The organism is Microbacterium paraoxydans (assembly GCF_019056515.1).
Classification (GTDB): domain Bacteria; phylum Actinomycetota; class Actinomycetes; order Actinomycetales; family Microbacteriaceae; genus Microbacterium.
Map to the genome: position 1 here is coordinate 257,107 of NZ_CP064873.1, position 26,447 is coordinate 283,553.

Annotated in this window: 23 protein-coding genes; 12 read left to right on the top strand and 11 right to left on the bottom strand. The window is 67.7% G+C overall.

Annotated features, from left to right (window positions below; translation table 11 throughout):
• Positions 1-161 precede the first annotated feature (161 nt).
• The 3 genes from IZR02_RS01260 to IZR02_RS01270 all read left to right on the top strand — a co-directional run bounded on the left by IZR02_RS01260 (position 162) and on the right by IZR02_RS01270 (position 1,680).
• Entirely contained in the window at positions 162-389 is a 228-nt protein-coding gene (locus tag IZR02_RS01260) for a hypothetical protein (RefSeq protein ID WP_025104100.1), read from the top strand.
• 7 nt (positions 390-396) lie between these two features.
• Positions 397-1,119, top strand: coding sequence for a 3-keto-5-aminohexanoate cleavage protein (locus tag IZR02_RS01265; protein WP_025104099.1), 723 nt, complete (start codon positions 397-399; stop codon positions 1,117-1,119).
• Between the two features lie 396 nt (positions 1,120-1,515).
• Entirely contained in the window at positions 1,516-1,680 is a 165-nt protein-coding gene (locus IZR02_RS01270) for a hypothetical protein (RefSeq protein WP_157544407.1), read from the top strand.
• A 382-nt stretch (positions 1,681-2,062) separates the two neighbouring features.
• Here IZR02_RS01270 and IZR02_RS01275 read toward each other — a convergent pair whose 3' ends face one another.
• The gene (locus IZR02_RS01275; protein ID WP_025104098.1) at positions 2,063-2,440 is read right to left on the bottom strand and encodes a VOC family protein; all 378 of its coding nucleotides are present in this window, start codon (positions 2,438-2,440) and stop codon (positions 2,063-2,065) included.
• Between the two features lie 257 nt (positions 2,441-2,697).
• On the opposite strand from IZR02_RS01275, the gene IZR02_RS01280 reads away from it, so the two are divergent.
• Positions 2,698-3,030: a hypothetical protein gene (locus IZR02_RS01280; RefSeq protein WP_025104097.1), complete on the top strand. Its 333-nt coding sequence runs from the start codon at positions 2,698-2,700 to the stop codon at positions 3,028-3,030.
• Between the two features lie 61 nt (positions 3,031-3,091).
• On the opposite strand, the gene IZR02_RS01285 is transcribed toward IZR02_RS01280, so the two are convergent.
• Positions 3,092-4,093, bottom strand: a complete 1,002-nt coding sequence (locus IZR02_RS01285) for an SDR family NAD(P)-dependent oxidoreductase (protein ID WP_217316546.1) — start codon at positions 4,091-4,093, stop codon at positions 3,092-3,094.
• Positions 4,094-4,179: 86 nt separating this feature from the next.
• Between IZR02_RS01285 and IZR02_RS01290 the strand changes: the two genes are divergently transcribed.
• Together IZR02_RS01290 and IZR02_RS01295 are read left to right on the top strand one after the other, a co-directional pair.
• Positions 4,180-4,752 (top strand): TetR/AcrR family transcriptional regulator, encoded by a 573-nt coding sequence (locus IZR02_RS01290; protein WP_231729561.1) that lies wholly within the window; start codon positions 4,180-4,182, stop codon positions 4,750-4,752.
• 196 nt (positions 4,753-4,948) lie between these two features.
• Positions 4,949-5,224, top strand: a complete 276-nt coding sequence (locus IZR02_RS01295; RefSeq protein ID WP_162817552.1) for a hypothetical protein — start codon at positions 4,949-4,951, stop codon at positions 5,222-5,224.
• 401 nt (positions 5,225-5,625) lie between these two features.
• On the opposite strand, the gene IZR02_RS01300 is transcribed toward IZR02_RS01295, so the two are convergent.
• The 3 genes from IZR02_RS01300 to IZR02_RS01310 all read right to left on the bottom strand — a co-directional run bounded on the left by IZR02_RS01300 (position 5,626) and on the right by IZR02_RS01310 (position 7,217).
• Complete coding sequence (locus IZR02_RS01300) at positions 5,626-5,811, bottom strand: hypothetical protein (protein WP_025104093.1); 186 nt, start codon at positions 5,809-5,811, stop codon at positions 5,626-5,628.
• A 32-nt stretch (positions 5,812-5,843) separates the two neighbouring features.
• On the bottom strand, positions 5,844-6,143 hold the full coding sequence (locus IZR02_RS18080; RefSeq protein ID WP_081811583.1) for a DUF2599 domain-containing protein: 300 nt from the start codon (positions 6,141-6,143) through the stop codon (positions 5,844-5,846).
• Between the two features lie 75 nt (positions 6,144-6,218).
• Positions 6,219-7,217 carry a hypothetical protein gene (locus IZR02_RS01310; protein ID WP_217316547.1) on the bottom strand — a complete coding sequence of 333 codons (999 nt, stop codon included), beginning with the start codon at positions 7,215-7,217 and terminating at the stop codon, positions 6,219-6,221.
• 116 nt (positions 7,218-7,333) lie between these two features.
• On the opposite strand from IZR02_RS01310, the gene IZR02_RS01315 reads away from it, so the two are divergent.
• A complete protein-coding gene (locus IZR02_RS01315; RefSeq protein WP_157544415.1) occupies positions 7,334-7,507 on the top strand; it encodes a hypothetical protein in 174 nt (57 codons plus the stop codon).
• 12 nt (positions 7,508-7,519) lie between these two features.
• Here IZR02_RS01315 and IZR02_RS01320 read toward each other — a convergent pair whose 3' ends face one another.
• Positions 7,520-8,038 (bottom strand): monooxygenase family protein, encoded by a 519-nt coding sequence (locus IZR02_RS01320; RefSeq protein WP_025104091.1) that lies wholly within the window; start codon positions 8,036-8,038, stop codon positions 7,520-7,522.
• A 92-nt stretch (positions 8,039-8,130) separates the two neighbouring features.
• Here IZR02_RS01320 and IZR02_RS01325 point away from each other — a divergent pair, with 92 nt between their 5' ends.
• The 3 genes from IZR02_RS01325 to IZR02_RS01335 all read left to right on the top strand — a co-directional run bounded on the left by IZR02_RS01325 (position 8,131) and on the right by IZR02_RS01335 (position 16,578).
• Positions 8,131-8,745, top strand: coding sequence for a MerR family transcriptional regulator (locus IZR02_RS01325; RefSeq protein WP_025104090.1), 615 nt, complete (start codon positions 8,131-8,133; stop codon positions 8,743-8,745).
• Between the two features lie 571 nt (positions 8,746-9,316).
• The gene (locus IZR02_RS01330) at positions 9,317-13,114 is read left to right on the top strand and encodes an Eco57I restriction-modification methylase domain-containing protein (protein ID WP_217316548.1); all 3,798 of its coding nucleotides are present in this window, start codon (positions 9,317-9,319) and stop codon (positions 13,112-13,114) included.
• Positions 13,111-16,578, top strand: coding sequence for an SNF2-related protein (locus IZR02_RS01335; protein WP_025104088.1), 3,468 nt, complete (start codon positions 13,111-13,113; stop codon positions 16,576-16,578). Before IZR02_RS01330 ends, IZR02_RS01335 begins: the two co-directional genes overlap by 4 nt.
• 97 nt (positions 16,579-16,675) lie before the next feature.
• On the opposite strand, the gene IZR02_RS01340 is transcribed toward IZR02_RS01335, so the two are convergent.
• From IZR02_RS01340 to IZR02_RS01360, 5 genes are all read right to left on the bottom strand, one after another.
• Positions 16,676-17,719 (bottom strand): C-terminal helicase domain-containing protein, encoded by a 1,044-nt coding sequence (locus IZR02_RS01340; protein WP_217316549.1) that lies wholly within the window; start codon positions 17,717-17,719, stop codon positions 16,676-16,678.
• A 77-nt stretch (positions 17,720-17,796) separates the two neighbouring features.
• Positions 17,797-19,722 carry a hypothetical protein gene (locus IZR02_RS01345; RefSeq protein ID WP_217316550.1) on the bottom strand — a complete coding sequence of 642 codons (1,926 nt, stop codon included), beginning with the start codon at positions 19,720-19,722 and terminating at the stop codon, positions 17,797-17,799.
• Positions 19,719-21,401, bottom strand: coding sequence for a phospholipase D family protein (locus IZR02_RS01350; RefSeq protein WP_157544419.1), 1,683 nt, complete (start codon positions 21,399-21,401; stop codon positions 19,719-19,721). The genes IZR02_RS01345 and IZR02_RS01350 overlap by 4 nt, the downstream gene beginning before the upstream one ends.
• Positions 21,402-21,486: 85 nt before the next feature.
• Positions 21,487-22,662: a DUF6361 family protein gene (locus tag IZR02_RS01355; protein ID WP_025104085.1), complete on the bottom strand. Its 1,176-nt coding sequence runs from the start codon at positions 22,660-22,662 to the stop codon at positions 21,487-21,489.
• Entirely contained in the window at positions 22,662-23,255 is a 594-nt protein-coding gene (locus tag IZR02_RS01360) for an HNH endonuclease signature motif containing protein (protein ID WP_025104084.1), read from the bottom strand. The genes IZR02_RS01355 and IZR02_RS01360 overlap by 1 nt, the downstream gene beginning before the upstream one ends.
• 71 nt (positions 23,256-23,326) lie before the next feature.
• Between IZR02_RS01360 and IZR02_RS01365 the strand changes: the two genes are divergently transcribed.
• Both IZR02_RS01365 and IZR02_RS01370 read left to right on the top strand, forming a co-directional pair.
• Positions 23,327-24,544 (top strand): exonuclease domain-containing protein, encoded by a 1,218-nt coding sequence (locus IZR02_RS01365; protein ID WP_025104083.1) that lies wholly within the window; start codon positions 23,327-23,329, stop codon positions 24,542-24,544.
• Between the two features lie 713 nt (positions 24,545-25,257).
• A complete protein-coding gene (locus tag IZR02_RS01370; protein ID WP_025104082.1) occupies positions 25,258-26,439 on the top strand; it encodes a hypothetical protein in 1,182 nt (393 codons plus the stop codon).
• Positions 26,440-26,447 lie beyond the last annotated feature (8 nt).

The following is a 26,447-nucleotide window of genomic DNA, read 5'->3' on the forward strand; positions in this document are numbered from 1 at the left end:
CCGACCCGGCCCCGTGCGGTTGACCCGGCCCCTTGCGCCCGTCCGTAACGGGCCGGGATGCACGGCAGGGGGTGGGTCGGCGCCCGTGGGCGACATGACATGTCAAGGGCCTCTTCGTCGTCGGTCGCCTGACGTAGAAAGGAGGAGAAGAAAGGCAGGGCATGGCCGCAGGAGACATCGAGACGTTCTCGCGCAACGGCATCTGGTTCAACCGGATCCAGGGCGAGTCGCACACGCTGGGCAGCAGCTTCGAGTCGATGGAGGAGGCGGTGAAGGTCGGCCGTGGCGCGGCGACAGCGCGTCAGGTGCAGCATTTCGTGCGCACGGAAGAGGGGCCGTCCGACGACGTGGCTCCGAACGAGGCGCACCCGCGCGACCTCATGTGGTGAGTCGCGGATGATCCTGCAGGTCTGCGTGAACGGTGCCAGGGATGTCGCGGAGCATCCGTGGCTGAGCGCCGACGAGACAGTGGTAGCCCAGGACGCCGCGGCGGCCGTGGATGCTGGTGCCGCAGAGATCCATGTGCATGCGAAGGACGCCGCCGGCCGCGACTCCCTGGCGCCCGAGGATGTGCGGCGGTGGCTCGGAGCCGTCCGTGCTGCGGCGCCGGGCATACCCGTGGGCGTGACGACCGGAGCCTGGGCCGAGCCCGACGTGTCGCGACGGCTCGCGGCCATCGAAGGCTGGACGGAACTTCCCGACTACGCCTCCGTGAACTGGCACGAGGCCGGAGCCGACGAGGTGGCCGCGGCGCTGCGTCGACGGGGGATCGGCGTGGAAGCGGGCATCTGGGACGCAGCGGGGCTCGAGGCGTGGCGGGTCTCCCCGGTCCGCGGTGCGTGCCTGCGCGTGCTCGTGGAGCTTCCCGCGGAGGCCGCCGACGTCGTCCGTCCGCACGCCGAAGGGCTGATCGCCCAAGTGGCGCGCGAGGAGCCCGACCTGCCGATCCTGCTGCACGGCGAGGAGCTGTCGGCTTGGCCCGCCCTCGACCTCGCGGGGGAGCTCGGCCTCGATACGCGGATCGGCCTGGAGGACACGCTCCTCCTCCCGGACGGCACCGACGCCCCGAGCAACGCCGCCCTCGTCCGCGCCGCCCGCGCGCGCCTCCCCCGCGCTTAGTCCGGCCGCCCTCGCGCGGCGCCGGTGTGTCGCACCGGTGCGGGCGCAGAAACGTCCCTCTCTCCGCGAGTTCCGGTCCCCCTCCGCACTCCACATCTCAGCCCCGCTCGTGCGAGTGCAGAACCGGGCCTCACCGCGCGAACTCCCGCTCGTTTTCGCACTCCCCATCACGGTTCGTATACGCGCCGCCGCGGGGTGCGAAAGCGCCCTTCGCGAGGTGCGCATCGGTCCGTTCTTGCACTCCGCACTGCGGGGGACTCCCGCCCCTTGAGTGCGGGTGCAGAACCGCACCTCCCGTCGCCAGTTCCGGGGCGTTCTCGCACTCTGTTCGGAAGGCGGCGGTCCGAACCGTGTCAGGGCCTTCCCGAGGAGCACGACCGTCCCTACGCTGGAGCGATGTTCGCCGGTGCCTCCGTCTTCTTCCTTCTCGTCTACGTGGTCGTCCCGCTCCTCGCGCTGCTGCTCCTGTGGCTGATCATCTACTCGGCGGTCCGGGCGGCGCTGACGGCGCATCGCCGCGCCCTCGCCGCGGAGCGCACCACCGCGCCGGATACCCCCTGATCCTTCGCGTCCAGCGACCTCGCACGCCTCGCCCCTGACGCCGAGCGCAGGTGCAGAACCGCTCCTCCCGCCACCCGGCTCCGGCACGTTTCTGCCCTTACCTGCACGGGTGCCCGTCCGGGACGCCGGTGCGGGTGCAGAAACGTCCCGGGCCCCGCGAGTACCGGAAGGCTTTCGCACTTGCCAACGACGTGCGCGCCACTCTGCCCCGGTGCGAGTGCGAAAACGTCCCTGGCCTCGCCCGCTCCGGAACGTTTTCGCACTCGCCAACGGCTTACGCGCCACGCTGCCCCGGTGCGGATGCAGTAATGCCCCTCAGCTCGCCCGCCCCGGAACGTTTTCGCACTCCGCACCCGCAGGGTCCTGCACGAACGCTCCGGACTCACCCGGCACTCCACCCGCCCCAGTCGGGACGGTCCACGATGCAGAAGCGGTTCCCCTCGGGGTCTTCCATGATGATGTAGTCGGCGTCGTCGGGCCGACCGTCCCAGTGGACCTCCCGTGCTCCGAGCCCGGCGAGGCGCTCCACCTCGGCAGCCTGGTCCTCCGCGTAGATGTCGAGGTGGATGCGCGGCGGCAGCACACGCTCCGAGTGGTGCGCGTCGAGCGCGATGCACGGTGCGTCGGCGTCGCGGGGTTTGAGTACGGCCCAGTCGTCCTCCGCGGGGTCTCGTTCGACGTAGTCGAGGGCTGCCTTCCAGAATGCGGTCTGGGCCGGGAGGTCGTCCACGCGGATCACGATCGACACGATCTTCAACATGCCGCCGAGGGTACGGCGAGGGTAGGCCTCCGCGGAGGGGCTTGCGCCGCCGCGCGGGATCAGCTTCCGCAACGGGGCGGTGGGGCGATCACCGGCTCCGAGGCGCGCCGTGCTGGTCGGTGGAGGTGACGGCGACACGAGCGCCCTGGGCGACCGTGTCGGCGAGCGTCCCGACCGCAGCCCACTCCGCAGGTGTCGTGTCGGAGTGGTGTGACCGGCATCCCGCCGGAACCGACCCCGTCCGATATCGTGCGGCCATGGAGACCACATCCGAGCTGACGCACGAGACCGATGACGACGCACGGTCGGGGACCGCGCCAGAGGCGGAGGAGGCCGAGCGCGCGGAGCGGCGACGGCTGGCCGCGAACCGCCTCGGATGGATCGTCGCGTGGGGCGTGTCCGTCGTCGCCCTGATCGTCGGCATCAGTCTCACGGGGGTCGGGACGGTTGAGCACATCGTCGAGTACAGCGACAGCTACGACGTCTTCACGCGAGAGGTCTGGCCCGCGGGCCTCGTGCTCCTCGGCGTGGGCGCGCTCGGCGTCATCGCCACCGCCCTCGCCACCGCGGTCCTCCCGCAGAAGCGCTGACCCAGACGGAGAACGCCCCCGCCGTTCGGGTCGGCGGGGGCGTCGGTTCCACCGAGTCGCGTTACTGCACGGACCAGCCGCCGTCGGAGGCGAGGATGGCGCCGTTGATGTTCACGGCGTCGTCCGAGAGCAGGAAGGTGATCGATGCGGCCAGGTGCTCAGCGGTCGCGACGGTCGGGATGGCCTGCTGGAACGGGGCGAGGCGGCCGGAGCCGTACTCGGACATGTGCGGGGGCATCGGGATGCCGGTGGCGACGCCGCCCGGGGCGACGGAGTTCACGCGGATGCCCGTCGGCCCGTACATGAACGCGGCCGACTTGGTGACGCCGATGATGCCGTGCTTGCTGGCCGTGTAGGCGTTGCCCGAGGCGTTGCCGCGCAGGCCCGCCTCGCTCGACACGTTGAGGATCGCGCCGCGGCCGGCCTTCTCCATGACGGGGATGACCGCGCGCATGAGCTTGAACGGCGCGGTGAGGTTGATCGCGATGACGCGGTCCCACACGGCATCCGGGGTCTCGCCGGCGGGGGAGAAGTCGTCGTTGATGCCGGCGACGTTCGCAAGCCCGTCGATGCGGTCGCCCGCGGCGGCGACGACGGCGTCGATCGCGTCCTGCGTGGTGAGGTCGCCCGCGACAGTGACGATGTCGGCGTCCGGGAATTCGGCCTTGAAGGCGTCGAGCTTCTCGGCGGCGATGTCGCTGGCGATCACCCGACCGCCTTCCCGGGCGATGCGCGAGGCGGTGGCCTTGCCGATGCCGGAGGCGGCACCCGTGACGATGACGGTCTTGCCGGCGAAGCGCCCCGCCGTGACCTTCTCGGTCCAGCCCTCGGAGGCGTCGTCCTCGGGGATCTCGCCGTTGTTCGCGGCGCGCACGAGGTCGTCGACGACCGACTGCGGGAGCTGGCCCTGGCTCATGGCGACGAGTTGCTGCAGGGGGAGTCCGAGCAAGGGGGTGAGGAGGTCGGGGTCGGCGCCCGTCTGCTCGAAGAGGCCCCGGATGAGTGGGCCGCCGGTGGGGTCGTTCATCCAGTCGCCGATGGTGGAGTGTGCGGTGAGGGCCATGCTCTTTCTCCTTGCTCGGGTGCCGTCGTAGTTTCGCAACGGTGCGTCTACTTATGTTCCAGTGTACGCCTCTGTACGCTCGAAAGGTGCCCCGTCCTCGCAGTGAAAAGGCCCGCCAATCCGTGCTGGAGGCGATGCGCCGCGCGCTCGCCGCAGACGGGTACGAAGCCGTGACGATCGAGGGTCTCGCGGCTGAGGCGGAGGTGTCGAAGCAGACGATCTACCGGTGGTGGCCGTCGAAGGCCGCGATCCTCGGCGAGGCGTTGCGTGAGGGGACTGTCCCTGGGGCGGACGCGGTGGTGCCGATGACGGACGACCTCGGCGCGGACCTGCGTGCGTGGTTCACGGCGGTGTCCGCGGGGCTGGCTCGACCCGAGGGCGTCTCGCTGGCGCGGGCGCTCATCGAGGTGACGGCGGCTGATCCGGAGCTGGGGCTCGTCTTGAACGAGCGGCTGGCGGCGCCGATCCGGGAGTGGGTGGCGGAGCGGATCTCCCGCGGACGCACGGACGGAGACGTACGGGCCGACGTGGATGCCGCCGCAGTCGCCGACGAGTTCATCGCGATCGCCTCGTACTCCGCCCTGATCGGGCAGCCGTTGAGTGCGGAGCGGGTGGAGGAGACGGTGGTGCGGTTGCTGCGGGGGATCGCGGCGGGCTGAGTCTCTCGCTGGATTGCTGTGCGGCGCGACGGTTGCGGTTCTCCACGCTGCACTCGTCGGGTACCTCGAGGCGAGAATATCGGTTGTGACCTCATATGTATGCTTCCATGTGTCGCATGACACAGCGAACCCGATCCCGCGGCATCGTGTCGGGGCCGGCGGGCGTGTGGTGGCCGTGGGTGAGGAACTGCTAGAGGTGGACATCATGCTTTTTGTCGCGGTGGGCGTGGCTCTTCTCCTCTGGGGGGCGTTGGTGGGGCGGGTCGGCAGCAGGCTCGGCACTCTTCTCGCCATCGTTCCCGTTCTGGTGTGGTTCGGGGTCCTTGCGTGGTTCGGCTCGTCGGGCAACCTCGACAGCCCGGCTGGAGATGCGCTTGCCGTGTACCTCGTGATCGGGCTCCTTGCCTTTATGACCGGCGTCAACCTCGCCGATCGCTCCGTGTCCGTGCGCAATTCACGATGGAAGCCATGACCCGCTCGGCGTGTGATGCCGGCGACGAGTGTGGCGGTGACGTCGTCTTGACGGAGCCGCCGGCCGCGGTCTGACCTGCGCGGGCTGAGAGGTCGCCCTCCGCCACCTGCGAGCAGACCAGCCCGCGAGACTGGGTGCAAACGCGGTGTCAGGTGCGAGGGGATGAGCTGTTCCAGGTTGTGGCCCCGAGCCAGACCGCCGCGTACCCAAGGGCGGCTGATCCGAGCTGGATTTGGAACGGCCCCATCTGGGGCATGAAGCTCATGTTCCTGAAAACTCGCGGGTCCGGGACTACACGGCTGCGCTCGGGATGCGTGGAATCAACGAGCGGTGTGCGGGTATGGGCGACCCGCCACCCTGATGGGTAGCGGGGCCGATCGAGCAGAGCTGTAGACCCTTGGTCACTCCTTTCGGAGGAGGATGCTTCCGAAGCCGACGAGCATGAGGCATGCGCCGAGCAGGCCAGTCAGAGCAGCAGGTGCGAGGTTGCCAGTCGTGTGCTCCGCGTCTGAAATGTAGCCCTCAGCAATCGCCATGACGATGGCGAGGACGATGACGCCAGCGCCGACGAATCCTATGCTGACCATCGCTCGTCTCGTTGGTTGCTTCACAATCGCTCCTACGGGTTGCATCCTGCCGTTAAGACGTCGCTGTACCTTACGTCAGGCCGCCAAGCGTCGAGGTTCCATGACCGGCGCGGGCGAGCGGCTGTCCGGCATCGTCGCGCTCTCTGACAGGAGCCCCGGCCGTGGCTCACGGTGTGGGCCCGGGCGGAGAGGTATGACGGCGCGCGTTGCGATATCGCTTCATCATCGCGCCGAACCACACAGCGGCGCCCGCCGCCGCAGTCGCTTCGAGCGCCGGAGCGAGCTGGGGCACGGAGTTCGCTCCCACGAGCACCGCAAGGAACCAGCCCCATACGCACAGGGTCGCGATGAGATGGCTTCGAGGGCGTGTGATCGTTGAGAACCACGTGGGCTTCATCGTCTGTTCCTCACCGGCAAGGTCCGCCGCGGTAGGTATCGACCCACCAGACAAGACCGGGGACGACATAGGGCTGGGTCGCCGTCACCTGCACACACTTCTTCGGTCGGGACTTCTCAGCGATGCCGGCGTTCCACACCAGTGATCCCGCGGCGAGGAGGCAGACGGGTGCCATGGTCCCGCATGCGAGTCCTCCGAGGGTGCCAAGGCCTTTGTCATAGATGATGGCCGTCTCCGCTCGGTTGAATCGCATGCGGTACTGGAAGAAGTTGGGGCGGTCGAACGTCGGGTCCGCGACGATCGGGTACGCGTAGTCGCCGCCGCGGTGCTCGACGACCTGGATCAGAGCCGATCCGGATGACTCGTATCGTGTCGGCACGTTGACGCCGGCGGCATCCCGCGCCCATGGCACCGCGACGTCGGCGACGATCTTCTCGACAAGGGACGTCACGCCGGTGTCTGGGTCGGTGACCTCTTCGGCCGTAAAGGCGATCGCACTCCCGTCCTGCTGGATCTCGACCGACACCCCTCCGCCGAAGTCGTACTCGAAGCGCTCGGTCTGCGAGGCATCCCTAATGATCGCGCTCGCGCGAATCTCCTCCTCGCCGGCGATGACGTTGATCGATGGCGTGTTCGCGTCGCCGAGATAGGTCACTGACCCGTCCTCTCCGACGGTCGCGTCATCAAGGTGGCCAGCGCCGGGAAGCGACACGGACATCGTTTCCTCACCGTCGGGCAAGAGGACGGAGATCCCGTCGTCCGGTGCCGCGGCAATCGTGGCCTTTCCGCCGCCGTCGAGGGTGGCCACGATCTGCTCGGAACTCTCGGTCGTTTGGGCAGCGGTGATGGGCACGGGCGCGACCTCCGTGACCAGCGCGACGATCTCCTCGGTCGCGAGGTCGGTTCCGTCCGCACCGGTATCCGCGGAGGCGGCCGGGACGGTTGCGAGGGATGATGAGCCGACGATCGCAGCGGTGAGCAGGCTGGCGAGTCTGAGGTGTTTGCGCACGTTCTCTCCGATCAGATCAATTGCGCGCCTGTGACCAATTGAAGACCTCATACGACGACGTATGCAATATATTCGAGGGACCTGCCCAGGAGCATGCGGAGCGCTAGGATCCAGGCATGGACGCGTCGTTCTTCAGCTGGACCGGGTTCGCCATCACCGCAGCGGTCGCGGTCGTGATCCTCGTGCTCGCGTTCCTGCTCGTGCGCGCGGTGGCGCGAGTGATCGCGCGTCGCCGGAGCCGTGGCCGGGGGCGCATGCCATCCGCACCTCGCCGTCCGTCCGGACGTTGAGCGCGACCTGCCTCACGCCGTTGGGTCGTGCGCGGGCGCTGCCGCGGGGGCCACTGTCCGTCCGTCCGTGAATCGCGCCTGCGCACGGTGGTGGCGTCGCGGTACGGGAACGTGCTCCGTCGCGGCTGCGAGGCCCATGCGCTTCGTCGAGACGTACACGCTCTCGGCGGTGTCGACGAGGAATGTCTCGTGCCACACGCCGACCGCTCCCGGAGCCTTGCGGGCGGCGCGGTTGAAGGCCGTCCATGCCGGACGATGCTGCTGGTCCGGGTTCGAGGCATAGGCGTAGAGCTTGTCGACCGACGACCAGAACTGCACGACGTAGGGGCCGCCCGATCCGAGGAGGAGATGGTAGCCGAGCAGCCCGGAGTCGGGCTCGGTGCTGAGCTCGCGGAGCATGCGCGGCATGGCGACGAACGCGGGCAGCCACAGGTCGGGGCGCCACCACCGGTTGATCTGCATCCCGATGTGGAACACGACGAGCTCGCCTTCGTGGCGGTGGGTCATGCGACCCGTGACGACTTTCGACATGGCGACTCCTCGTATGGATAGCGATGCTATCCATAATGGATAGCGATGCTATCCATAATGGATAGCGCTACTATCGAAGTCAAGAGGTGGCCATGAGGATTTCCGAACTGTCAGCGCAGACCGGCGTGACCGTGCCGACGATCAAGTACTACCTACGCGAGGGGCTGCTGCCCGAGGGGGAGCGCACCTCCGCGACGCAGGCCTCGTACGGCGAGAAGCACGTCGAGCGGCTGCGCGTCATCCGGGCACTGCTCGACGCAGGCGTGAGCATCGCCGAGACGCGGCGGGTGGTCGCGGCGCTGGATGATCCGCCCGCGAACCCGCACGAGCTGCTGGGGACCGCGCATGCCGCGATCACCCCGCCGGCCGTTGAGTCGTTGGACCTCGCCGGGGCCGAGGCGCTCGCCGCCCAACTCGGATGGAAGCCGGGGATGTGTGATCCGGCCGTGTTGAATGCGGTCGCGCGGGCGCTGCAGGGGCTGGAGCGCGTCGGGTTCACGGTGCCGGAGGCGGTGATGGCGGAGTACCTGGCGAGTGCGCGGCGGATCGCGGATGCGGAGATCGCGGGGGTGCCGGAGGAGTCGGCGGAGGCCGCGGTGCGGTACGTGGTGCTGGGGTCGGTGTTGGTGGAGCCGTTGTTGTTGGCGTTGCGGCGGGTGGCGCAGCAGGTGAGCTCAGGGGAGCGGTTTGGCGGCGGTGTCGCGTGACGAGCGTGAGTCGAGGTCGAGCGCTCCGCCTTCGCCCACTCGCTCTGGGGGCACCCGAGCCGTGTGGAATCCGTACATCGCTATGCACGAGCGAGGACGGGCCGCGACCCCAGGGCCTCTGTCCGCAATGACGTCCTGGCGATGCCGCGGGCGGTCGGACCGAGCGCGCCAGCGGGTGATCCAACAGGAGCCCAATGCGCGGGCAATCAGCGTCGACGGCTGTGGTCCGACTGGGGTCGGTAGGATCAGCGAGGAGGAACTCAAACGATCTTCGAGGCCGCCACATCGCGATCCAACGATTGGCGACGTTCGGTGACAACCTAGCGGTGCTGCAAGGTGTGGAGTTTGGGTCAGTGTGGAGGGAGCGGGGAACGTGCCGGCATTGCAGCTAGACGGATCGAGCACGGTTGCGTGGGTGGACCTGCCCTCAGGCGCTGCCGACGCCATCGTTGTTCTTGGTCGGGATGATGCTGGGGCGGGGGCGATCCAGGTCGGTGTCGCTAATCTAACCGCGCGGCCGACGAAAGGCATACTCGACGATCTCTGGCGGTCGCGGGGCACGCGGGCTCCTATGGGCTTCATCGTCGCCGCTGTCGCTCCGGACGGCGTATGGCTTCACTACCCGTCCGCGGGCGCACCGCCTATCGGTCCCGTCACAGTCGGTCAGGCGGAGCGCCAGCTTCAGTCTGTACTGGAGGAGGAGAACGGACTTGCTGCTCACGGGCGCATTCGTGCCATCCAGGAGGCGATGTCGTCGGCGGGTACAGACGGCTTCTCCAACCACTTCCTGTTCGCCACCTATCACCTGAACCGCGATGTGCCTCGCCGCCCCGATTGGGAGTCGGCGGGCAAGAAGGCGACGCCGATCCTGCCCAAGCGCGGCATCGAGCTGGTGACTGCGCTCGGGTTCGATGCCGAGCCCGCCGGATCGGAGCGGCTGCTCGTCCTGCGCACATTGACCGGTCCGCGGCGTGCAGTCGCCGTGCTGCTGCGCGACGACGAGCACTTCGATCGGAAGTCCACGACGTATCAGCTCACGCCCGTCGCCAAGGCACTGGAGATCGCTGGCCGCGAGGACGTGCCGTGGGTGATCGCGCTGCGCAAGTCCACCCTGCGGCTCTACCCCGGACGCGACGGCGTGGGCGTCGGCCAGCGCGGCCAGTCCGAGACCTACTTCGAGCTGGACCTGGACTTGCTCGCGCCCGAGCAGGCCGCACTGCTCACCCTCATCTTCTCCGCCGATGCGCTCGACGCCGACGGCTCCGCGCAGCAGATCCTCGACGGCTCGGGCAAGTACGCCGCCGACCTCGGCACGCGACTGCGCGACCGCGTGTATGAGGGGGTGGTGCCTCGGGTCGCGCTCGCCATCGCCGACCAGCTCCCGACGCTCGGGCTCGCGCTCGATGCTCAGGGTCTTCAGATGGCGTATCGCCTGACGATGCGCGTCCTGTTCCGGCTGCTGTTCCAGGCATACGGGGAGGCGACCGAGCTGCTGCCCGCGGGCCGCGATGACCACTACGACGCGAACTCGCTCCAGGCGTTCATCACCCGAGAGATCGGCACCAGCCCTGACCAGTTCTCCACCGAGTCGGCCGCGATCTGGTCGGACCTCACGCAGGTGTGGGAGGTCATCTTCCACGGCAACTCTCGCTGGGAGGTGCCCGCCTACGGCGGCAGCCTGTTCGACCCGGCCACCGAGGAAGGCGCGCTGCTGTCCCGCGTCAAGCTCACTGACAGCGTGATCGGCCCCGCCCTCCACGAACTCCTCAGCGAGGAGACAGTCGACCAGACCTGGGGGCCGGTCGACTTCCGCAGCCTCCAGGTGCGCGAGTTCGGCACCATCTACGAGGGCCTACTGGAATCCAGCCTCTCACTCGCCGAGCAGGACCTCACCGTCGATCGGAACGGCGCCTACGTTCCCGCAAAGGATGACGATGAGGTCGTCGCGCCCGCGGGCAGTCCATACTTCCACTCGGCATCGGGGGAGCGCAAGGCGACCGGCTCGTACTACACCCCGAAGATCGTGGTGGATCACCTCATTGAGCGGTCGGTCGAACCCGCGCTGAAGGCCCACCTCGACCGCATCAAGACGCTGATGGACGACGGCAAGGAACGCCAGGCCGCCGACGCCTTCTTCGACTTCCGCGTCGCGGACCTCGCGATGGGCTCCGCGCACTTCCTGGTCGCCGCCGTGGACAAGATCGAGCGCGGCATGCGCGACTTCCTCACCGCCACCGAGGTGCCGGGCGTGCGCGCCGAACTCGCGCGCCTCGCGGAGAAGGCACGCGAGGCACTCGGGCAGGACACGGACGGCGCGAAGGCGATCACCGACGGCCAGCTCCTGCGCCGCCAGGTCGCCCGCCGCTGCATCTACGGCCTCGACATCAACCCGCTCGCCGTCGAGCTGTCACAGCTCGCACTCTGGATTCACACCTTCGTGCCCGGCCTGCCGATGTCGAGCCTCGACCACGGACTCGTCCTCGCCAACTCACTCACCGGCATCGGCACCATCGACGAGGCGATGGACGCGCTGAAGGCCGACGGCCTGTTCGAGCAGATCATCCGCGAGCCGCTGACGGCCGCACGCGACCTTCTCATCGACTACGCGAACGCTTCCGAGGCCGACAAGTCGGAGGTCGCGGCCGGTGCGGAGATGCTGGCCAAGGCACGCGACGCAGCGGCTCCGGCGAAGGCGATCTTCGACGTGGCTGTCGCCAAGCGTCTCGGCGTGACGATTGACGAGGCGTGGGACGCCGAGCAGTTCACTGCTCTCGCAGCAATGCGCGAAGTGCGTGAGGCCGTCGATCCGCTTCAGCCCGCGCACATGCCGTATCTGTTCCCCGAGGTGTTCCTTCGAGAGCGGCCGGGGTTCGACGTTCTCGTCGGGAACCCGCCCTGGGAAGAGGTGATGGTCGAAGAACCGAAGTTCTGGCTGCGCGTGCGGCCCGGTCTGCTCGGGCTGAAGCCTGCCGCGCTAAAGGCAGAGATCGCGCGCCTCCGCTCTGAGCGAGTAGACCTGTTGCCTGAACTGCAACGCGAGATCGATGTGGTCGATGCGCTTCGGAAGGTGCTGCTCGCTGGCCCGTATCCGGGCCTTGGCACAGGTGATGTCGACCTCTACCAGGCGTTCGCATGGCGCTTTTGGCACCTGCTTCGAGAACGCGGCGCGCTCTCGTTCATCACACCGCGGTCGTTGATGAACGCAGCAGGGAACGGAGAATGGCGCGCCAACTTGATGCCGAAGGCAGTCACAGAGGTCGTGACTCTAACGAACAGCGCGAACTGGGTCTTCGAGAACGTCGATGGCCGGTATTCGTTCGCGCTGAGTGCGATTCGCCGAGACGATGAGAGCGGCGGGGCGGTCCGCCTCGCGGGTCCGTTCTACAACGAGCGCGAGTTCCTGGCCGGGCGGGACGTGCTTGGCGAGCTTCGTTTCGCCGCTCTCACGGCCGCTAGCGCGACCGCAGCACTTCCCAATCTTCCCGATCCAATGAGTGTGGATGTTTTTGCTCAGCTCCGTGACGCGCCTCGGCTCGATGCGAAGCGGCGTGGCTGGGACTTCCGGCCCGTCCGAGAGTTTGACGCAACGAACGACCGGCCGACCTTTGACGACGGATCACAGGCTCCAGGGAAGCTTCCGGTCCGCGGAGGCGCAGGCTTCGACTTGTGGACTCCGGAGACGGCCGAGGTGTATGCGTGGGCCAACCCCGCAAGGGTTGAGGCTGCGCTCCAGGCCAAGCGGCAGCGTCAGATAGGGCTGAAGTCGTCGGCGTTCTTCGGGAAGTCTGCGTCCTGGGCTGCCGACGCGGCCACACTCCCGCTCTGTCATCCGCGCATCGCGTTCCGAGACGTGGCTCGTTCCACCGATACGCGAACTTCTATTGCGGCGCTGGTAGCGCCAAAGACTGTGCTTGTGAACAGCGCCCCATATGCATTCCGTGCGAACGGCGACGCGAAGGCTGAGGCGTATCTGCTTGGCGTACTGTCGTCGGTTCCGCTTGATTGGTACGCCAGGAAGTACGTCGAGCTTCACATGAACCTGCACATCTTCAATGGGCTTCCGATCCCCGAGTATGTTCCGGAAACTGCGCTGGCCGACCGGGTCGTGAACGTGGCTGGTCGCCTCGCCGCAGTGGATGCGCGGTACAAGGCGTGGGCCGAGGAGGTCGGCGTCGAGGTGGGGACGGCCAACGCCGAGCCGACGAAGACGGAACTCATCGCGGAACTCGACGCGCTCGTGTCCCTCCTCTACGGGCTGACGTCGGAGCAGGTGGAGCACGTCTTCGCGACCTTCCATCGCGGCTGGAACTACGCCGCGCGGCTGGAGCGCGTTCTCGCGTACTACGAGCAGTGGAAGGACGCGGCATGACAGACCAGCTTCCCGTCTTCGCGACGAATCGGATCGCGCCGCCGATGACGGTGCGTGAGGAGGTGCGTCGTCTGTTCCGGGTGAATCGGGAGGCGCTGGCTGTTCCGCCGAGCGCCGCGATTGCGACGGCCTACATCAACCCGGCGGGGTTCCTGATGCTCGCTGATGAGCTGGAGAAGCTGCCGCGCATCCGCATCCTGCTCGGGGCCGACCCGGTGCCCGATCCGCTGCTGCCGGTGGATGCGGATGCGACGATGCAGAAGCGGCTCGATGCGGCGCTGACCGATCATGTGCGCTGGTTGAAGGCGGAGCGTGACGCGCTCGGGTTCGAGCTTCGGGCTACGCAGTCGGCGCAGCGGCTCGTGGAGTGGCTGCGCGCCGCCGACGAGCGCGGTGAGCCGATTGTGGAGATCCGTCGCTACACGGGCGGGTTCCTGCACGGCAAGGCGTTCATCAGCCACCACCCGACGCATCCTGCGTATCTCGCGGGGTCGTCCAACCTGACCTACGCCGGGCTCACGCGCAACGCCGAGCTGAACGTGGGCGCGTCTGGGCAGCACGGGTCGACGCCGCAGGTGATCGACTGGTTCGAGGAGTGCTGGGCCGACTCCGAAGCCTTCGACCTCGCCGGGTTGTATGAGCCGCTGTGGGCCGAGCACACCCCGTGGAGCGTCTTCCTCCGCATGTTGCTGGCCCGCTACGGCGAGCATCTCGATGACGAGCAGGCTGGTCCGACGCGCTTCGAGCTGACCCGGTTCCAGGCCGACGGTGTGAAGCGGATGAGGCGGCTGCTGGAGGAGGTCGGCGGCGTGCTGGTGGCTGACGAAGTGGGTCTTGGTAAGACTTTCCTCGCGCTCGAAGTGATCGCCGCAGCCACCGAGCAGCAGCGTCAGCGTGTGCTCGTCGCAGCTCCCGCAGCGCTGAAGGCATCGGTGTGGGATCCGGTGCTGGAGAGGTACGACATCTCCCGTCGTGTCTCGGTGCACTCCTACGAGGAGATCCGCAGCCGTATGGATCCGGAGCACCCCGAGCATCTCGGGTTCTACGAGCGCGCCGAGGACGCTGCGCTGGTGATCGTGGACGAGGCGCACAACTTGCGGAACGCGGGAGCTGCGCGCTCGGAGGCGCTGGATCGGATCATTCTCGCGGGGCGGCACCCGAAGAAGGTCGTGCTGCTGACCGCCACGCCAGTGAACAACTCGCTCATCGACCTGGAGACCCTGGTCAAGTACTTCATCCGCGACGACGCGCGCTTCGCCTCCATCGGCATTCCGTCGATCCGCAAGTACATCCGTGACGCGCAGGCCCTCGATCCCGAGGCGCTGACGCCCGCGCACCTGTTCGACCTGATGGATCAGGTCGCGGTGCGGCGCACCAGGAAGTTCGTCAAGGACAACTACCGCGGCGAGACGATCGCCGGGCCGGGAGGCAAGAAGATCCCGGTCGAGTTCCCCGACGCCGACGTGCGTCGTGTGGACTATCAGCTTGATGGGCCGGGTGAGGCGTTGGTTGATGCGGTCACCTACGCGCTAGACATCCCCGAGGATGAGGCGCACGTCGCGTCGTTCAGCGTGCGCCGCAGCGACCCCGGGCGGCTCCTGCTTGCCCGGTACGTTCCCAGTAGGTATCTGACGACCGAGGACCTGAACAAGACCGAGGTTTCGAACATGGGGCTGCTGCGCTCCGCGCTGCTCAAGCGGCTCGAATCCTCGCCGACCGCGCTCGCCGGCACACTCGGCGTGCTCATCCAGACGCACGAGGCGTTCCTCTCGGCGCTCGGGAAGGGCACCGTGCTCGTCGGCGGCGCGCTGCGGGACTACGTGAACTCCGAGTCGGAAGACCTGGACGAAATCGTCGCCGGTCTCGACGAGGATGCTGAGCATCAAGCCACCCCTGCTGAACTGTACGACGCAGAGCTGCTGGCATCAGATGTCGAGCGCGACCTCGTACTAATCCGTCAACTCCAGTCGCTCGCCAAGACCGCAGCGCACGACGGTGAACCGAAGGTTACGGCGCTCCTCGCAGAGCTGGAGCGAGTTTCGGCCGACGCCGACAAACCCGCCGTGACGAGCGCACCCAGCGGCGACCGGCGGAAGGTCATCGTCTTCTCCACCTACGCCGACACCATCCGCGACCTACACGAGCGGCTCATCCACGCGCTGGACGCGGTGCCGGACGGCTCGCCGCTCGCAGCGTACCGAGGCCGGGTCGCGCCTGCGGTGATCGGCGAGTTTGCGTCAGGTAAGACAGGAGGGATCAACCAGACGGCCCGAGCGAAGGCGGTGGCAAACTTCGCTCCGCGGACGGCAGGAGCGCTCAAGACCGATGGAACACCAGTGGAGAAAGACCTCTACGACATCCTGCTGACGACCGACGTGCTCGCCGAAGGCGTGAACCTTCAGCAGGCCGCGCATATCGTCAACTACGACCTGCCGTGGAACCCGATGCGCATCGTGCAGCGCCACGGGCGCGTCGACCGCATCGGCAGCCAGCACAAGTCCATCGAACTTGACGTCTTCTTCCCCGCTGAGCATCTCGACGAATTCCTCGGGCTCGAGCAGACCCTGATCCGCAAGCTCCGGCAAGCTGACGCCGCGATCGGCGCGGGCAAGGTGCTTCCCGGCGTATCCCACTACCCACCGCAGGAGCACTACGACCCCGATGCAATCGTCGGCGAGATCGAGGAACTCATCGAGCAGGGCGGCGGTTCGGCCGCGGGCTCGGGAGAGGAGTACCGGCGACGCCTCGCCAATGCGCTCGACGCCGACCAGACCCTTCGCGGGCGACTCGAAGACCTGCCCTACGGCATCGGTAGCGGATTCGTGAACCCCGCCGTCTCCGGCCGCTCCTTCGTTTTCTGCATAAAGATGGGTGACACCGGCCACATCTGGTTCCGCAACGTGAATGCCGACGACGCCTGGCAGCCCGTTGCCGACGAGGATGGTCGGGTCGTGGTCGACGACACCCTGATCTCGCTCGTCACGGCCGACCCCGGTGGGCCTGACAGGCCGCGTTCCCTGCCCGACGGGGCGTTCCGCGCTGCCTACGAGGCATGGGCACTCGCACAGGAGGATGCGCACGACGAGTGGATGCGCTCCACTGACCCGAACGCCCTCGCCGCCGAGATCCCGACATCCTTCCGCGACGCGCGTGAGACTATCCTGAACAACGGCGGACACCTCGGCGCGGCACAGCTTCAGACCATAATGCGACTCAACACCGTGCCGACCGCCAAGGCAAGAAAGGCGATGCGAGCTGCGCTGCGCACCCCCGGGAAGCCCGAAGCTGTAGTCGACGCGATCCTCCAGGTGCTCGACGGATTTGGCATCCAGCCCGCCGAGAAGGTCGAACCGCTCCCGCCCATCGCGCTCGACGACGTGCGCCTCATCGCCTGGATGGCAGTCGAAGGGACGAAGGCGACGGAGGTGGAAGATCCCGGGCCGTCGGCACTGATCAGCAATTAGCCAGCTCGCGCCTATGGAGACCGCTCGTGTCCCTGGGCGTTGATGGAGCGAGGATCGGCATCGGCGTGAGGGGTTCCCTTGGGAGTGGCATCGTGCACTACCCGAGGCCCTGTTTTGCGGGTGGCTGCAGATCGATCGCCCCCGCCGTAAGGTCGCGTTCCCCGCTACCCTGCGTCATCAACCGCAGCAGGTCCTCCTGTCGGGGTTGCCCGAGCGTGAGGCGGTACAGGGTCAAGGCGTCCAGCAGCCGCTCGTACTTGTCGTGGTCGCGGCTCAACGTGAACGAGGCGATCCGCCGGTGGATCCGGGCGTCCCCCTCGTAGACCCACCACGGCGCGAACTGGCCGAGCTGTTCGGTCTCGGGCGACGCGAGAGCAGCAGCGAACGCCGCGTCCCATGCCCCCTCCGACGATGACAGCACCTCCTCCCAGTGCGCGGCTGCCACGTTCTTGCGCACGGCATGGCCCATGAACCGGTGCACCCGGCCCTCGCGCTGCTCGAAGTCGACGGGGTTCGACGGCAGGTTCCAGTGCACGACGGCGTGGCTCCACCAGTGGAAGTCGATCCCCTCCTGGCCGATGCTCGTCGACGCCAGCACAAACGGCGCGAAGGGGCTGTTGAACGCGGCTCGCACTTCGCTCTGACGCGCGGCGACCTTCTCGTCGGCGTCCGTGCCGGTGCCGCCGTACCGCACCGCGAACCTCGTCGGGAACGGGATCTGCGCACGCTCGGCAGTCGCCTCGTGCCCGCGCAGCGTCGCCGCGTTCGTTCGCACCGCCGACGCCGCACCCGCCGCGATCTTCCACAGCCCGTCGTCGTCGAGCAGCCCGCCGCCGAGATCACTGCGTAACTGGTGCACGTACTCGTCGATGACCGCCTGCAGGTTCCCGTCCGCGCAGTAGTCCAGCACGGCGCTCCAATAGTGCGCACCCGGGACCCCCACGGTGTCGAGGAGAGCCGCGGCATCCGGCCGTGCGAAAAGCGAACGCAGACCGAGCGACAGCACCCACGCCGCATGCCACACACCCGCCTCCGTCGCATCCGCCGACGCGGCACCGCGCAACGCCCGATACGCGATCGACCCAGGAGCGTGCGCGCCGAAACGGGCCAGGTCACGGTGTGCACGGGGGTCCTGATCCATCGCTTCGACTGCCGCCCGCACATAGTCCGCGAAACGGCCAGACCGCGCATCCAGCACCCGCAGGACCGACAGGGCGTTCACGCCGGTCGGCACCGCACCGGGTGTCGCGAAGAAGGCATGTGACGGCTCTGCCGCATCATCGTCGCTGGCGGCGCTCGCCGTGAACCCTTCCGCATCGACGAGCCCCCGGCCGCACGAGCCGCCCGCAGCGGATCCCACGACTCGGCCAGAGCTGGATGCGGCCAGAACAGTGCGAGCGAGTTCATCTGCGTAGGCCGCCCCGTCTCGCCGATCGCCCACGTCAGACGGCTGCTCGTCGAATCGGTCGACAGTTCCGAACCCGCATACGCGTGGCGAGCCGCCTCATGGCTGAGCAGGCCAGCGACTGCGGTCGGCACCCCGTTCCACGCCGAGAACACGACGTGCTTCGTGACATCCCCCACACTCGAAAACACCGGGCCTGGCCGGAAGTACGGCATCGACGGCGGCATCCAGAGCAGCTTCCACCACCCGCGCCCGATCGTGTCGGCGGCCAACGCGCGCAGCAGCCCGTTGCCGAGATCGAGCTCCTCCCGCGCACTCACCTCGTCACGCGTCAGCCCTCTCGTTGCGGCCAGCAGCTCGCGGACCGTGACATCGTCGCGCCCCAACGCGTCCCGCACGCTGCTCCCCGACTTGTACGTGTCCATGAACGAGGCGAAATACGGGATCGACTTCCACTGCTCCAGATCCACCCGCGCTCCGAGATGCGTGCCCAGCCGATGCAGCGCCGCCCAGTCGGAGATCTCCGCCGCCGTCGGCACCCCGCCGTCGAGTGGACGGTCGACCACCATGTCCTGGTTGCGCGCGAGCGGCGGCCGCTCCGACCGCGACAGGTACGGAAGCAGCACCTCACGCACCCGGCGAGCGGATGCCGTCGCATCGCCGTCGGTGATCAGGGCGAGACGGTGCGCGTCGAGCGCATCCTTGACCGACCTGACACGGACGGCGTCCTTGTCGGTGAGGAACTCGATGAGCTTGAGGAAATCGGCATTGTGGTCCTCGCCGACCTCAGCCTCCGTCGTATAGGGCTTGAACGGGGTCGCCGAGAGGAGCAGGACCCTGACGCCCTCGGCATTGAAGAGGTCGTGGGCGAGCTCACCGCCCTCGGTCATCGGATCGAGGAGCGGGCGGAAGCGCTGGAACTCATCGAGGATGACCAGATCAGGCTGCAGAGCGTCCACCCCGGCACGGGCCAGATGCCGACGCAGCTTCGCGACGAGCTCCATCACCTCGTGCCACAGTCGACCGCGGGTCGGGCGATCGCCCAGGACACGGACCTCCTCGCGGAGCTCGAGGAACCGCGCCCACAGGTCGTCCCCGACGATCGCCTCCTGGTACCGCCTGGCGATCTCGGGATCGGCGCCGTCCTCACCCAGGCGGTCCCGCGTCCACTGCACCCGCCCCGCGAAGTTTCTCGCCGACTGCACAGCCCCCTGGAAGAGCCAGCGCGTCGGCTCGTCCTCGTCCACCCCGAGCGCATCCTCCGCCAGCACGCACAGCAGCGCCCGCTCGTCGCCGTTGCCCGACCGCCAGCCGCCCTCCTTGAACGACGTGCCAGGGGTGAAGGAGACAAGGTTCACCTTCTTGCGGCCCGTGTCTTCGGGGGCTGCGAGCTTGCGGCTCTCCCGCGCCAGCAGCGTGAGCCTCGTCGCCATCGCGAGGTGCTTGTCGCCGGTGACGTTCAGACGCTGCAGGTTCTGGTTGGCGAGGTCGGCGTTGCTGCAGATGTACACGATGTCGATGCGCTTCACCGCGTCGACGTCGTTCAGCTCCTGGATGGCCCTGGCGATGATCCCCCGCGCGATCACGCTCTTGCCCAACCCGGTCTCGTCGGCGACGAGGAACCGCCCGCTGCCGTCCGCACGCCCTGACCCGTAGAAACGGTCGATCACATGCTCCACCGCGTCCTGCTGGAAGCCCTTGAGCCCGCGCATCACCGCGTCGACGTCGAGACCCGTCATCGTTCCACACCCGCCGCTTCCGTGACTGCCGCCCACACCTCGGCGAAGCCCGGCGGCAGAGCGTTGCCGCGCGCATCCTCTGGCACATGCCGCAGCACCCGCTCCACGTCCACGAGCCCCGACCGGTTCGTGGCCGACGCCCGCACGAGAAGCTCCAACAGTCCGGCACCGTTCTCCGCGACCCCCGCACCGAACGCCGAGGAGAACGCGCCCCCGCCCCCGCCGGTGCCGATCGACGTGAGGTTCCCGTCTTGCAGCATGAGCCGTATGAAACGCGCCACCGCCCCGGGCTCAGTGAGGTGAGCGGCGACGATCGCGTCGCCCCGACCAGGCACGTCGTCGAGCAGGTCCGCGACCACCAGGGTCTCGCGTCGGCGGCCGTCGCCATCCGTCAGTGCGATCACCACGAACGGAGTGATCTGCTCCAGGCGCAGGGCCGTGGACTCGTAGGGGGCGTCGGCGGTCGGCAGAGGCCCGGGGATCGGATCCGGCTGAGACAGCATCCGCCAGCTCAGCGTGAACCGGTCGTCCACCACCTGCGCACCCTCCGCCCACACCGTGACCGTGTATTCGCCCTCCGCGTTCACCCGAACTACGAGCCGGGCGCGGGCGAGCTCCCGCAGCGCACTCTCCAGCCGACGGTCGGCCTCCTCGTCCTGGCTGCTCTGGGCGCCGCCCGCCGTGGTGTACTCCTCGATCAGCGGAGCAAGCGACCCGAGCACTGCTTCGACCCCGAGGTGCGACTTCGGCCCCTCGGCCTCGACCATTACCTCGACGTTGTTCGACCAGGCTGGCCCAGTGGCGTTCGCCGACCCCACGAGCAGTGTCGACTGCTTGTGCGCGTGGTCGTGCACCACCATCTTTGCGTGCAATCCGCGCAGTTCTCCGGAAGCGACCGCCGAGGTCTCGGCGTCGGCGAGCGCCTGATCCACCATCTCGTCGAGCACGCGCAGCGAGAGTCCCTGCAGCGTCTCGGGCTGCAACCGATCCAGGGCCTCCGGGCGGCTGAGCAGGGTCGTTTTGCCGCCTGGTCGGGCCCGCAGAAGCCGCACGCCCTCATCGGTGACGAACGGGGAGACGACGGCGGTGCGGATGCCGTTGAGACGCGGTCTCGCGTCGCTCAATGGCCGTCCGATCCCGAAGGCATGCACCCGGATCGCGCGCACGTGGTCTGGATGCTCCCAGCGGATGCCGGTCCACGCCTCCGCCAGCCGCGCGATCCGGTCGGCCCGCTCGGGGGCGAGCGCTGGGGCTGTCCGACCGTCGTCCACCAGCCAGCGCAGCAGGCCGGCCATCACGTGGTTCGAGCGCACCGTCTCCTCGTCGAGATCCTCGTCGGGCCCGCCGTCGAGGGAGACCACCGCATCCCACGTGCGGTCGTTCGTGAGGTTCCGGCTGCTGCAGACGAATCGGTAGCGGCGCTCCTCGTCCCGCTCGAACTCCAGGAACCATACCTTCGGGTGGAACAGGCGGCTCCCCGGCATCCGCACCGGGTGCACCATCGGCTCGAGGACGGTGACGAGCTCGCTCGCCGTGCCGAGACCCAGGCACCCGGCCTGGGCGAACAGGTCGATGCGCTGCGTGGCCCGGCGCACGGCCCCGAGGATGCCGACCTCGTCGTCGACCTCCACCGCGCCAGCGAAAGCGAGGGGGATCGACAGGGCGGCTTCGAGGGTCATCGTGAAGCTCGTGCCCACCGCATGTGACAGGTGGAATCCAGCCGGAGGCCGGAGCAGATCGGACAGGAGCGAGCGCGAATCGGGTTCAAGCACGAGCCAGCCCCTCGTGGATGTCGCGGGCGAACTGCCGGACGGTCGCCCAGCGGAACGTCAGCAGGGCGCTGCCCGACGCCCCCTTCCACGTCTCGAGCCGCCGCGGGTTGCCGAGACGCGTCTTCGCGCCCTTGATCTTCTCGCGCTCCCGGATCATCGTTCGAGCTTCCAGGAGATCGGCGATCGAGCCCGGATCGCTGCGCTGCACGAGAGTCGTCCAGTTCTGGACGAACCGCTGCGCGGCGGGTGTGACCGGGAGCTGGCTGCCACGTTCCTCGCGGAGGACGGAGAGCAGATCATCGAGGCGCCATTCGTCGTAGCCCGCCGCGAGCTCCGCGGGCCACCGGGCAAGGCGATCCCGATAGTCGTCGCGGAGCTCTGCACGGTCCGCTTCCTCGGCGAGGAGCAGGTTGTAGAGCAGTTGCGCGCCGTGGAGGATCGTCGCGAAATGCTGCGCATGGCGCAGGACCCTTGCAGCCCGTTGCGGTGCTCGGGTCGCGGCCGCGTCCTCCCACGGAGCCCGGCGGTCGTCCTCCGGTCGCTGCTGCACGAGATGCGCCAGAAGAGTACCGGGCGCGTGCTCGAGCACGCGATCCCGCAGCCAGCTCGCCTCCTCGGAGGTCAGCGCGAACCCGTCAGCCACCTCATCGGGGAACCCTGTCGGGATCGGTGGGGCCGACCAGAGGGAGGTGGACGTCGTCAGGCCGTCGTCGTCGACGTGCACGTGCGGGTTCGACGCCTCGAATGCCTCCGCACGGCTCGCCGGCCGGGTGAGGATGCCGTACCGCTGCAGCATCGACCAATACACCGAGGACGGCAGGGTCTGCAGGTCGCGGCCGGCACGCTCGCCGAGCAGACCGTCCGCATCCGGCGAGAACCGCAGGGTCTCGATCAGCTCCAGCTCGGTCGCATCGGGCTGGCGCGTGCCACCCTTCACTCGTGACCTCGACTGTGCGGCGAACTGGAAGCACCACGGCACGAACAGCAGATAGCGCGCGCGGGTGTGCAGGGTCGACGTGCCAGGAAACAGGGCGTCGCTGATGCCGTCGCGAAGCTGCCCGATGCCCAGCTCGTCTCGGCTGTCTCTTTGCGTGAACATGGCCGCGAGCTCCCGCATCCGTCGCTGCTCGTCTGCCGACACGTCGAGCCAGGTGATCACGGACGCCATCAGATCGCCGCCTGTCTCTTGGCCTCATGAGCTTCCCACACGCGGGTTCTGATCTCCTGCGCGTCCTGATCGGCCAGGCGCATCAGCTCCAGCAGGTGCTTGTGGTGCGCCCAGTGCCGCTGCCACAGGTCGGGGCCGACGGCCGCTTCAAAGTCGACACGAGTGGGGGACGCCTGGCGCTCGTACTCCTGTAGGCGAGCGATGCGATCTTCGATGTCAGCAACACCGCGAGATTTCGGAGAGAGCGGGGCCGAGCTGCGCATCCAGGTCAGCCAGTCCTTGTTGCCCTTGCTCTGGTTGCACTTGCCGCAGGCGGGTACGAGGTTGTGGATCTCGGAGATGTATCCCGTCGGTCGCTGGTTGCTCACCAGAGGACGAAGGTGGTCCCATTCCGTGCTGGTGTCGCCGCAGTAGCTGCAGCTCACACGATCGAGCATGCCGAGGGTCTCGAGGGCTGCGCGAACCTCTGCCTCGGTTGGCGGGACCACAGGGATGATGCCGTTCACGAATGAGTTTGTAATGCTCGAACTCCGACCCGTGATCCGCACGGGTTTCGGCATCGCGAACGTGCTGAGGTAGATCGGCGACTTCATGTCTCGATCATGGCGGAATTCGCGTCGAGAGCGTCCGAACAAGTGCCTACGGTCGCCGCTACAGTGGCGGCATGACCTCGATCCCCGCGCCCTCATCCGGCTTCGCGACTATCGACTTCGAGACCACGGGCTTTTACGCAGAGGGGACAGATCGGGCGATCGAGATTTCTGTGGTCCACTCGGAGCCGGATGGCACGATCACGGGCCAGTGGGAGACGCTCATCAACCCGGGCCGAGACCTCGGGCGGCAGGACATCCACGGCATCAGTGCCCGCGAGATACTGCGTGCACCGCAGTTCGCCGGCATCACCGCCGACCTGGTCGACCTGCTGTCACAGCGCGTGGTCGTGGCGCACAACGCCTCATTCGACATGCGATTCCTCGAAGCCGAGCTGGGGCGTGCGGGCTACTGGGCGGGCGTGCCGTTCGTAAGCATCTGCACGATGCGACTGGGGCGGACCCACCTTGGCGGAAGCAGCACGCTCGCCGACTGCTGCGCTGCCTTCGATATCGACCTCAGTGGGGCACACCGCGCAGCGGTTGATGCACGCGCGACCGCAGAACTCCTCGGCGCTTTCGTGGCGAGCACGGGGCAGTCCTCATGGCGCGACCTGCTCGGACAGGCAGAGCGGCTGGCCCCGTACACCGGGGAGCGCGGTGAGTGGCTTGCGCGTTCCAACGTCGAGGACTATTCGCCAACCTTCTTGGAGCGGATCCTCGACCGCGTCCCGGATGTCAGCGACACCGACGAGCAAGCGGAATACGTCGCCCTCGTCGAGCGCTGCCTCCTCGACCGCTACCTGTCGGAGCATGAGAAAGACGCCCTCGTCGCGTTCGCTGAGCGATCGGGTTTGCCTCGCGCTACGGTCGAGCGACTACATCGCGACTACCTCGCCGCCCTGGTCAAGATCGCTTGGGCAGATGGCGTGATCACTGAGGATGAGCGCGCCGACCTGATCTCTGTCGCGCAGCTTCTGGAGGTGCCCACGGAGATCGTGCTGGACGCCGTCGCTCAGCCGGTCGAGATCGTGGAATCTTCTGCCGCGACATCGACTTTCACACTGAGCCCCGGAGACATCGTCGTGCTCACTGGAGAGATGACGAGAGCACGTTCGGAGTGGGAGCAGCGTCTCCGCGAACATGGCATCGTCGCGAAGCCCGCCGTCACTAATGCAGCGCGTCTGGTGGTCGCGGCCGATCCAGATTCCCTCTCCGGCAAAGCGCGAAAAGCGCGGGACTACGGCATCCCGATCGTCGGGGAGTCCTGGCTCGCCGAGCGCTACGCGTGACCGACGGAACGGCACGAGCATGACAAGTGTGGCTGAGTTGTTGGCTCACGCCGGTCTCGTACACCAAGGCGTCGTGCGCTGGGGTGATAGTCCAACCGTGGCGGGCCCCGGGGCGTATCTCGTGTCGACGGCGGAGGACCTGGAATCGAGCGCAGGCCTCGAAACCCCGCCCCTCGATTCGCAGGCGATCGCCGCGTTACTCGACGCGCGGCCGGAGACGTCGATCGACGGGACGCCTGCGACACCTACCGCGGTCGAACGTCGACTCCAAGCGATGTGGCCCGCGGGGGAGCCTGCCATCTACGTAGGACTCGCTGGGACCAGCGTTCGTGCCCGTGTGCGGCAGTTTTACACGACGCGTATCGGGGCTCGGGCCCCGCATACGGGCGGGTGGCCCGTGAAGATGTTGGACCAATCGAAGCTCTGGGTGCATTTCGGAGCCGCGCCTGACCCTGTCCTGGCGGAACGCGTCATGCTCGAACGATTCGTGTCGGGACTCGGAGCCGAAGTTCGCTCCGCGCTAATCGACTCAAACCTCGCGCTGCCGTTTGCGAATCTGACTATGCCTCGAGTTGGCCGAAAGAAGCATGGCTTCACAGGCGTGAGGGCGCCGCGGAATGTCCGCGGAGCCCGCTAGCATCCGATTAGCGCAGACCTCGAGTCAATCCGTCGGCGCTCTCTGAAACCGATCGAGGATCACGCTGGGGGATTCTGTGGCGCAGGACAAAGACGTCGTCAACACGGCACCGGCCGAGGTTGCCACCTCGGTGAAGCTTCCGGATGACTTTCAGGACAAGGTCTTCAAGGCCATCGCTGTCCAGCGCCCGGCGGTGGGGGCGTACATCAAGGAGGTGCGCCGAAAGAACCCGGGAGCGACACCCGCTCAGGTGATGAAGATCATCGAGTCGCAGTACGTCGCTACGACCACCGCAGCGAGCGCTGCGGTTGGCGCCTCCGCGACGATCCCGGCGGTCGGCATTCCCGTGGCACTTGGGCTCGGGGTCGCCGACCTGCTGTTCTTCTATGAGACAACTGCTCTCTTCGCTCTCTGCATGGCTGAATTGCGTGGAATCTCCGTCGACGACCCCGACCGCGCGAAGGTCATCGTCCTCGGCGCACTTCTGGGGGAGAAACGCCGAAGCCCCGTGTCCCAGATCGTGCTGAGCGCGCTCCCCGCCGGAGCAACTGTTGCGGGAGCGCGCGCGGTCGCCGGGGGAGCTCTTTCAGGCGCGACCCCGAAATGGGGCGACTTGGTTGCCCAGCAGATACCTGATTCCGCGCTCGTGCCAGTGACCATGGTGCTGGCAAAACAGGCGATCGCACAGGGAACGGTGATGGGCGCCGTGAAGATCAGTTCGAAGGCGATCCCCGTTATCGGTGCGGTGGCGGGAGGAGCGACCAGCTTCTACTTCGGAAGCAGCGTGGTGAAGTCGTGCCGCGCTGGCTTCTCCGAACCGACGGAGATCTGGCCGGAATGGCTCGAGCTGACGGACAGCGACGGCGACGGTATCCCGGACCCCTCGAAGGCTGTGCTTGCGATGCGTGCTGCATCGGAGTCAGCAAAGGACTTCGGCGAGAACGTGTGGGGACGAATCGTTGACTCTACTGAGGTCTTCAGGAGCGTCGACCTCGACGGCGACGGTGTTCCCGACGAGGCGCGCGCGGTGACCGCGGTAAAGGGTGCGGTAACGACTGTCGGCGCTGCGGCCGGTGGAGCAGCGAAAGCCGTGGGTGGAGCGGCAGGTGGCGCTGTCAAGGCAGTCGGCGGCGTGGCAACGGGTGCTGCTGGCGCCGTCTCCGGTCTCTTCAAGCGAGGAAAGTTGGCGACGGGTAAGCCCGACAACAGCACAGACGAACAGACGGCTGAAGCGGAATCAATCGAATCCTCGAGCTAAACGCGCGC

Bases quoted from the DNA above. Each gene is read 5' to 3' on its own strand.
- IZR02_RS01325 (WP_025104090.1), top strand. From the start codon at position 8,131: ATGAGGATTTCCGAACTGTCAGCGCAGACCGGCGTGACCGTGCCGACG.
- IZR02_RS01340 (WP_217316549.1), bottom strand. From the start codon at position 17,719: ATGGATCAGGACCCCCGTGCACACCGTGACCTGGCCCGTTTCGGCGCG.
- IZR02_RS01275 (WP_025104098.1), bottom strand. From the start codon at position 2,440: ATGTTGAAGATCGTGTCGATCGTGATCCGCGTGGACGACCTCCCGGCC.
- IZR02_RS01355 (WP_025104085.1), bottom strand. From the start codon at position 22,662: ATGGCGTCCGTGATCACCTGGCTCGACGTGTCGGCAGACGAGCAGCGA.
- IZR02_RS01270 (WP_157544407.1), top strand. From the start codon at position 1,516: ATGTTCGCCGGTGCCTCCGTCTTCTTCCTTCTCGTCTACGTGGTCGTC.
- IZR02_RS01300 (WP_025104093.1), bottom strand. From the start codon at position 5,811: ATGGTCAGCATAGGATTCGTCGGCGCTGGCGTCATCGTCCTCGCCATC.
- IZR02_RS01335 (WP_025104088.1), top strand. From the start codon at position 13,111: ATGACAGACCAGCTTCCCGTCTTCGCGACGAATCGGATCGCGCCGCCG.
- IZR02_RS01285 (WP_217316546.1), bottom strand. From the start codon at position 4,093: ATGGCCCTCACCGCACACTCCACCATCGGCGACTGGATGAACGACCCC.
- IZR02_RS18080 (WP_081811583.1), bottom strand. From the start codon at position 6,143: ATGGGGCTGGTTCCTTGCGGTGCTCGTGGGAGCGAACTCCGTGCCCCA.
- IZR02_RS01360 (WP_025104084.1), bottom strand. From the start codon at position 23,255: ATGAAGTCGCCGATCTACCTCAGCACGTTCGCGATGCCGAAACCCGTG.
- IZR02_RS01345 (WP_217316550.1), bottom strand. From the start codon at position 19,722: ATGACGGGTCTCGACGTCGACGCGGTGATGCGCGGGCTCAAGGGCTTC.
- IZR02_RS01350 (WP_157544419.1), bottom strand. From the start codon at position 21,401: ATGACCCTCGAAGCCGCCCTGTCGATCCCCCTCGCTTTCGCTGGCGCG.
- IZR02_RS01330 (WP_217316548.1), top strand. From the start codon at position 9,317: ATGGGCTTCATCGTCGCCGCTGTCGCTCCGGACGGCGTATGGCTTCAC.
- IZR02_RS01265 (WP_025104099.1), top strand. From the start codon at position 397: ATGATCCTGCAGGTCTGCGTGAACGGTGCCAGGGATGTCGCGGAGCAT.
- IZR02_RS01260 (WP_025104100.1), top strand. From the start codon at position 162: ATGGCCGCAGGAGACATCGAGACGTTCTCGCGCAACGGCATCTGGTTC.
- IZR02_RS01315 (WP_157544415.1), top strand. From the start codon at position 7,334: ATGGACGCGTCGTTCTTCAGCTGGACCGGGTTCGCCATCACCGCAGCG.
- IZR02_RS01365 (WP_025104083.1), top strand. From the start codon at position 23,327: ATGACCTCGATCCCCGCGCCCTCATCCGGCTTCGCGACTATCGACTTC.
- IZR02_RS01280 (WP_025104097.1), top strand. From the start codon at position 2,698: ATGGAGACCACATCCGAGCTGACGCACGAGACCGATGACGACGCACGG.
- IZR02_RS01320 (WP_025104091.1), bottom strand. From the start codon at position 8,038: ATGTCGAAAGTCGTCACGGGTCGCATGACCCACCGCCACGAAGGCGAG.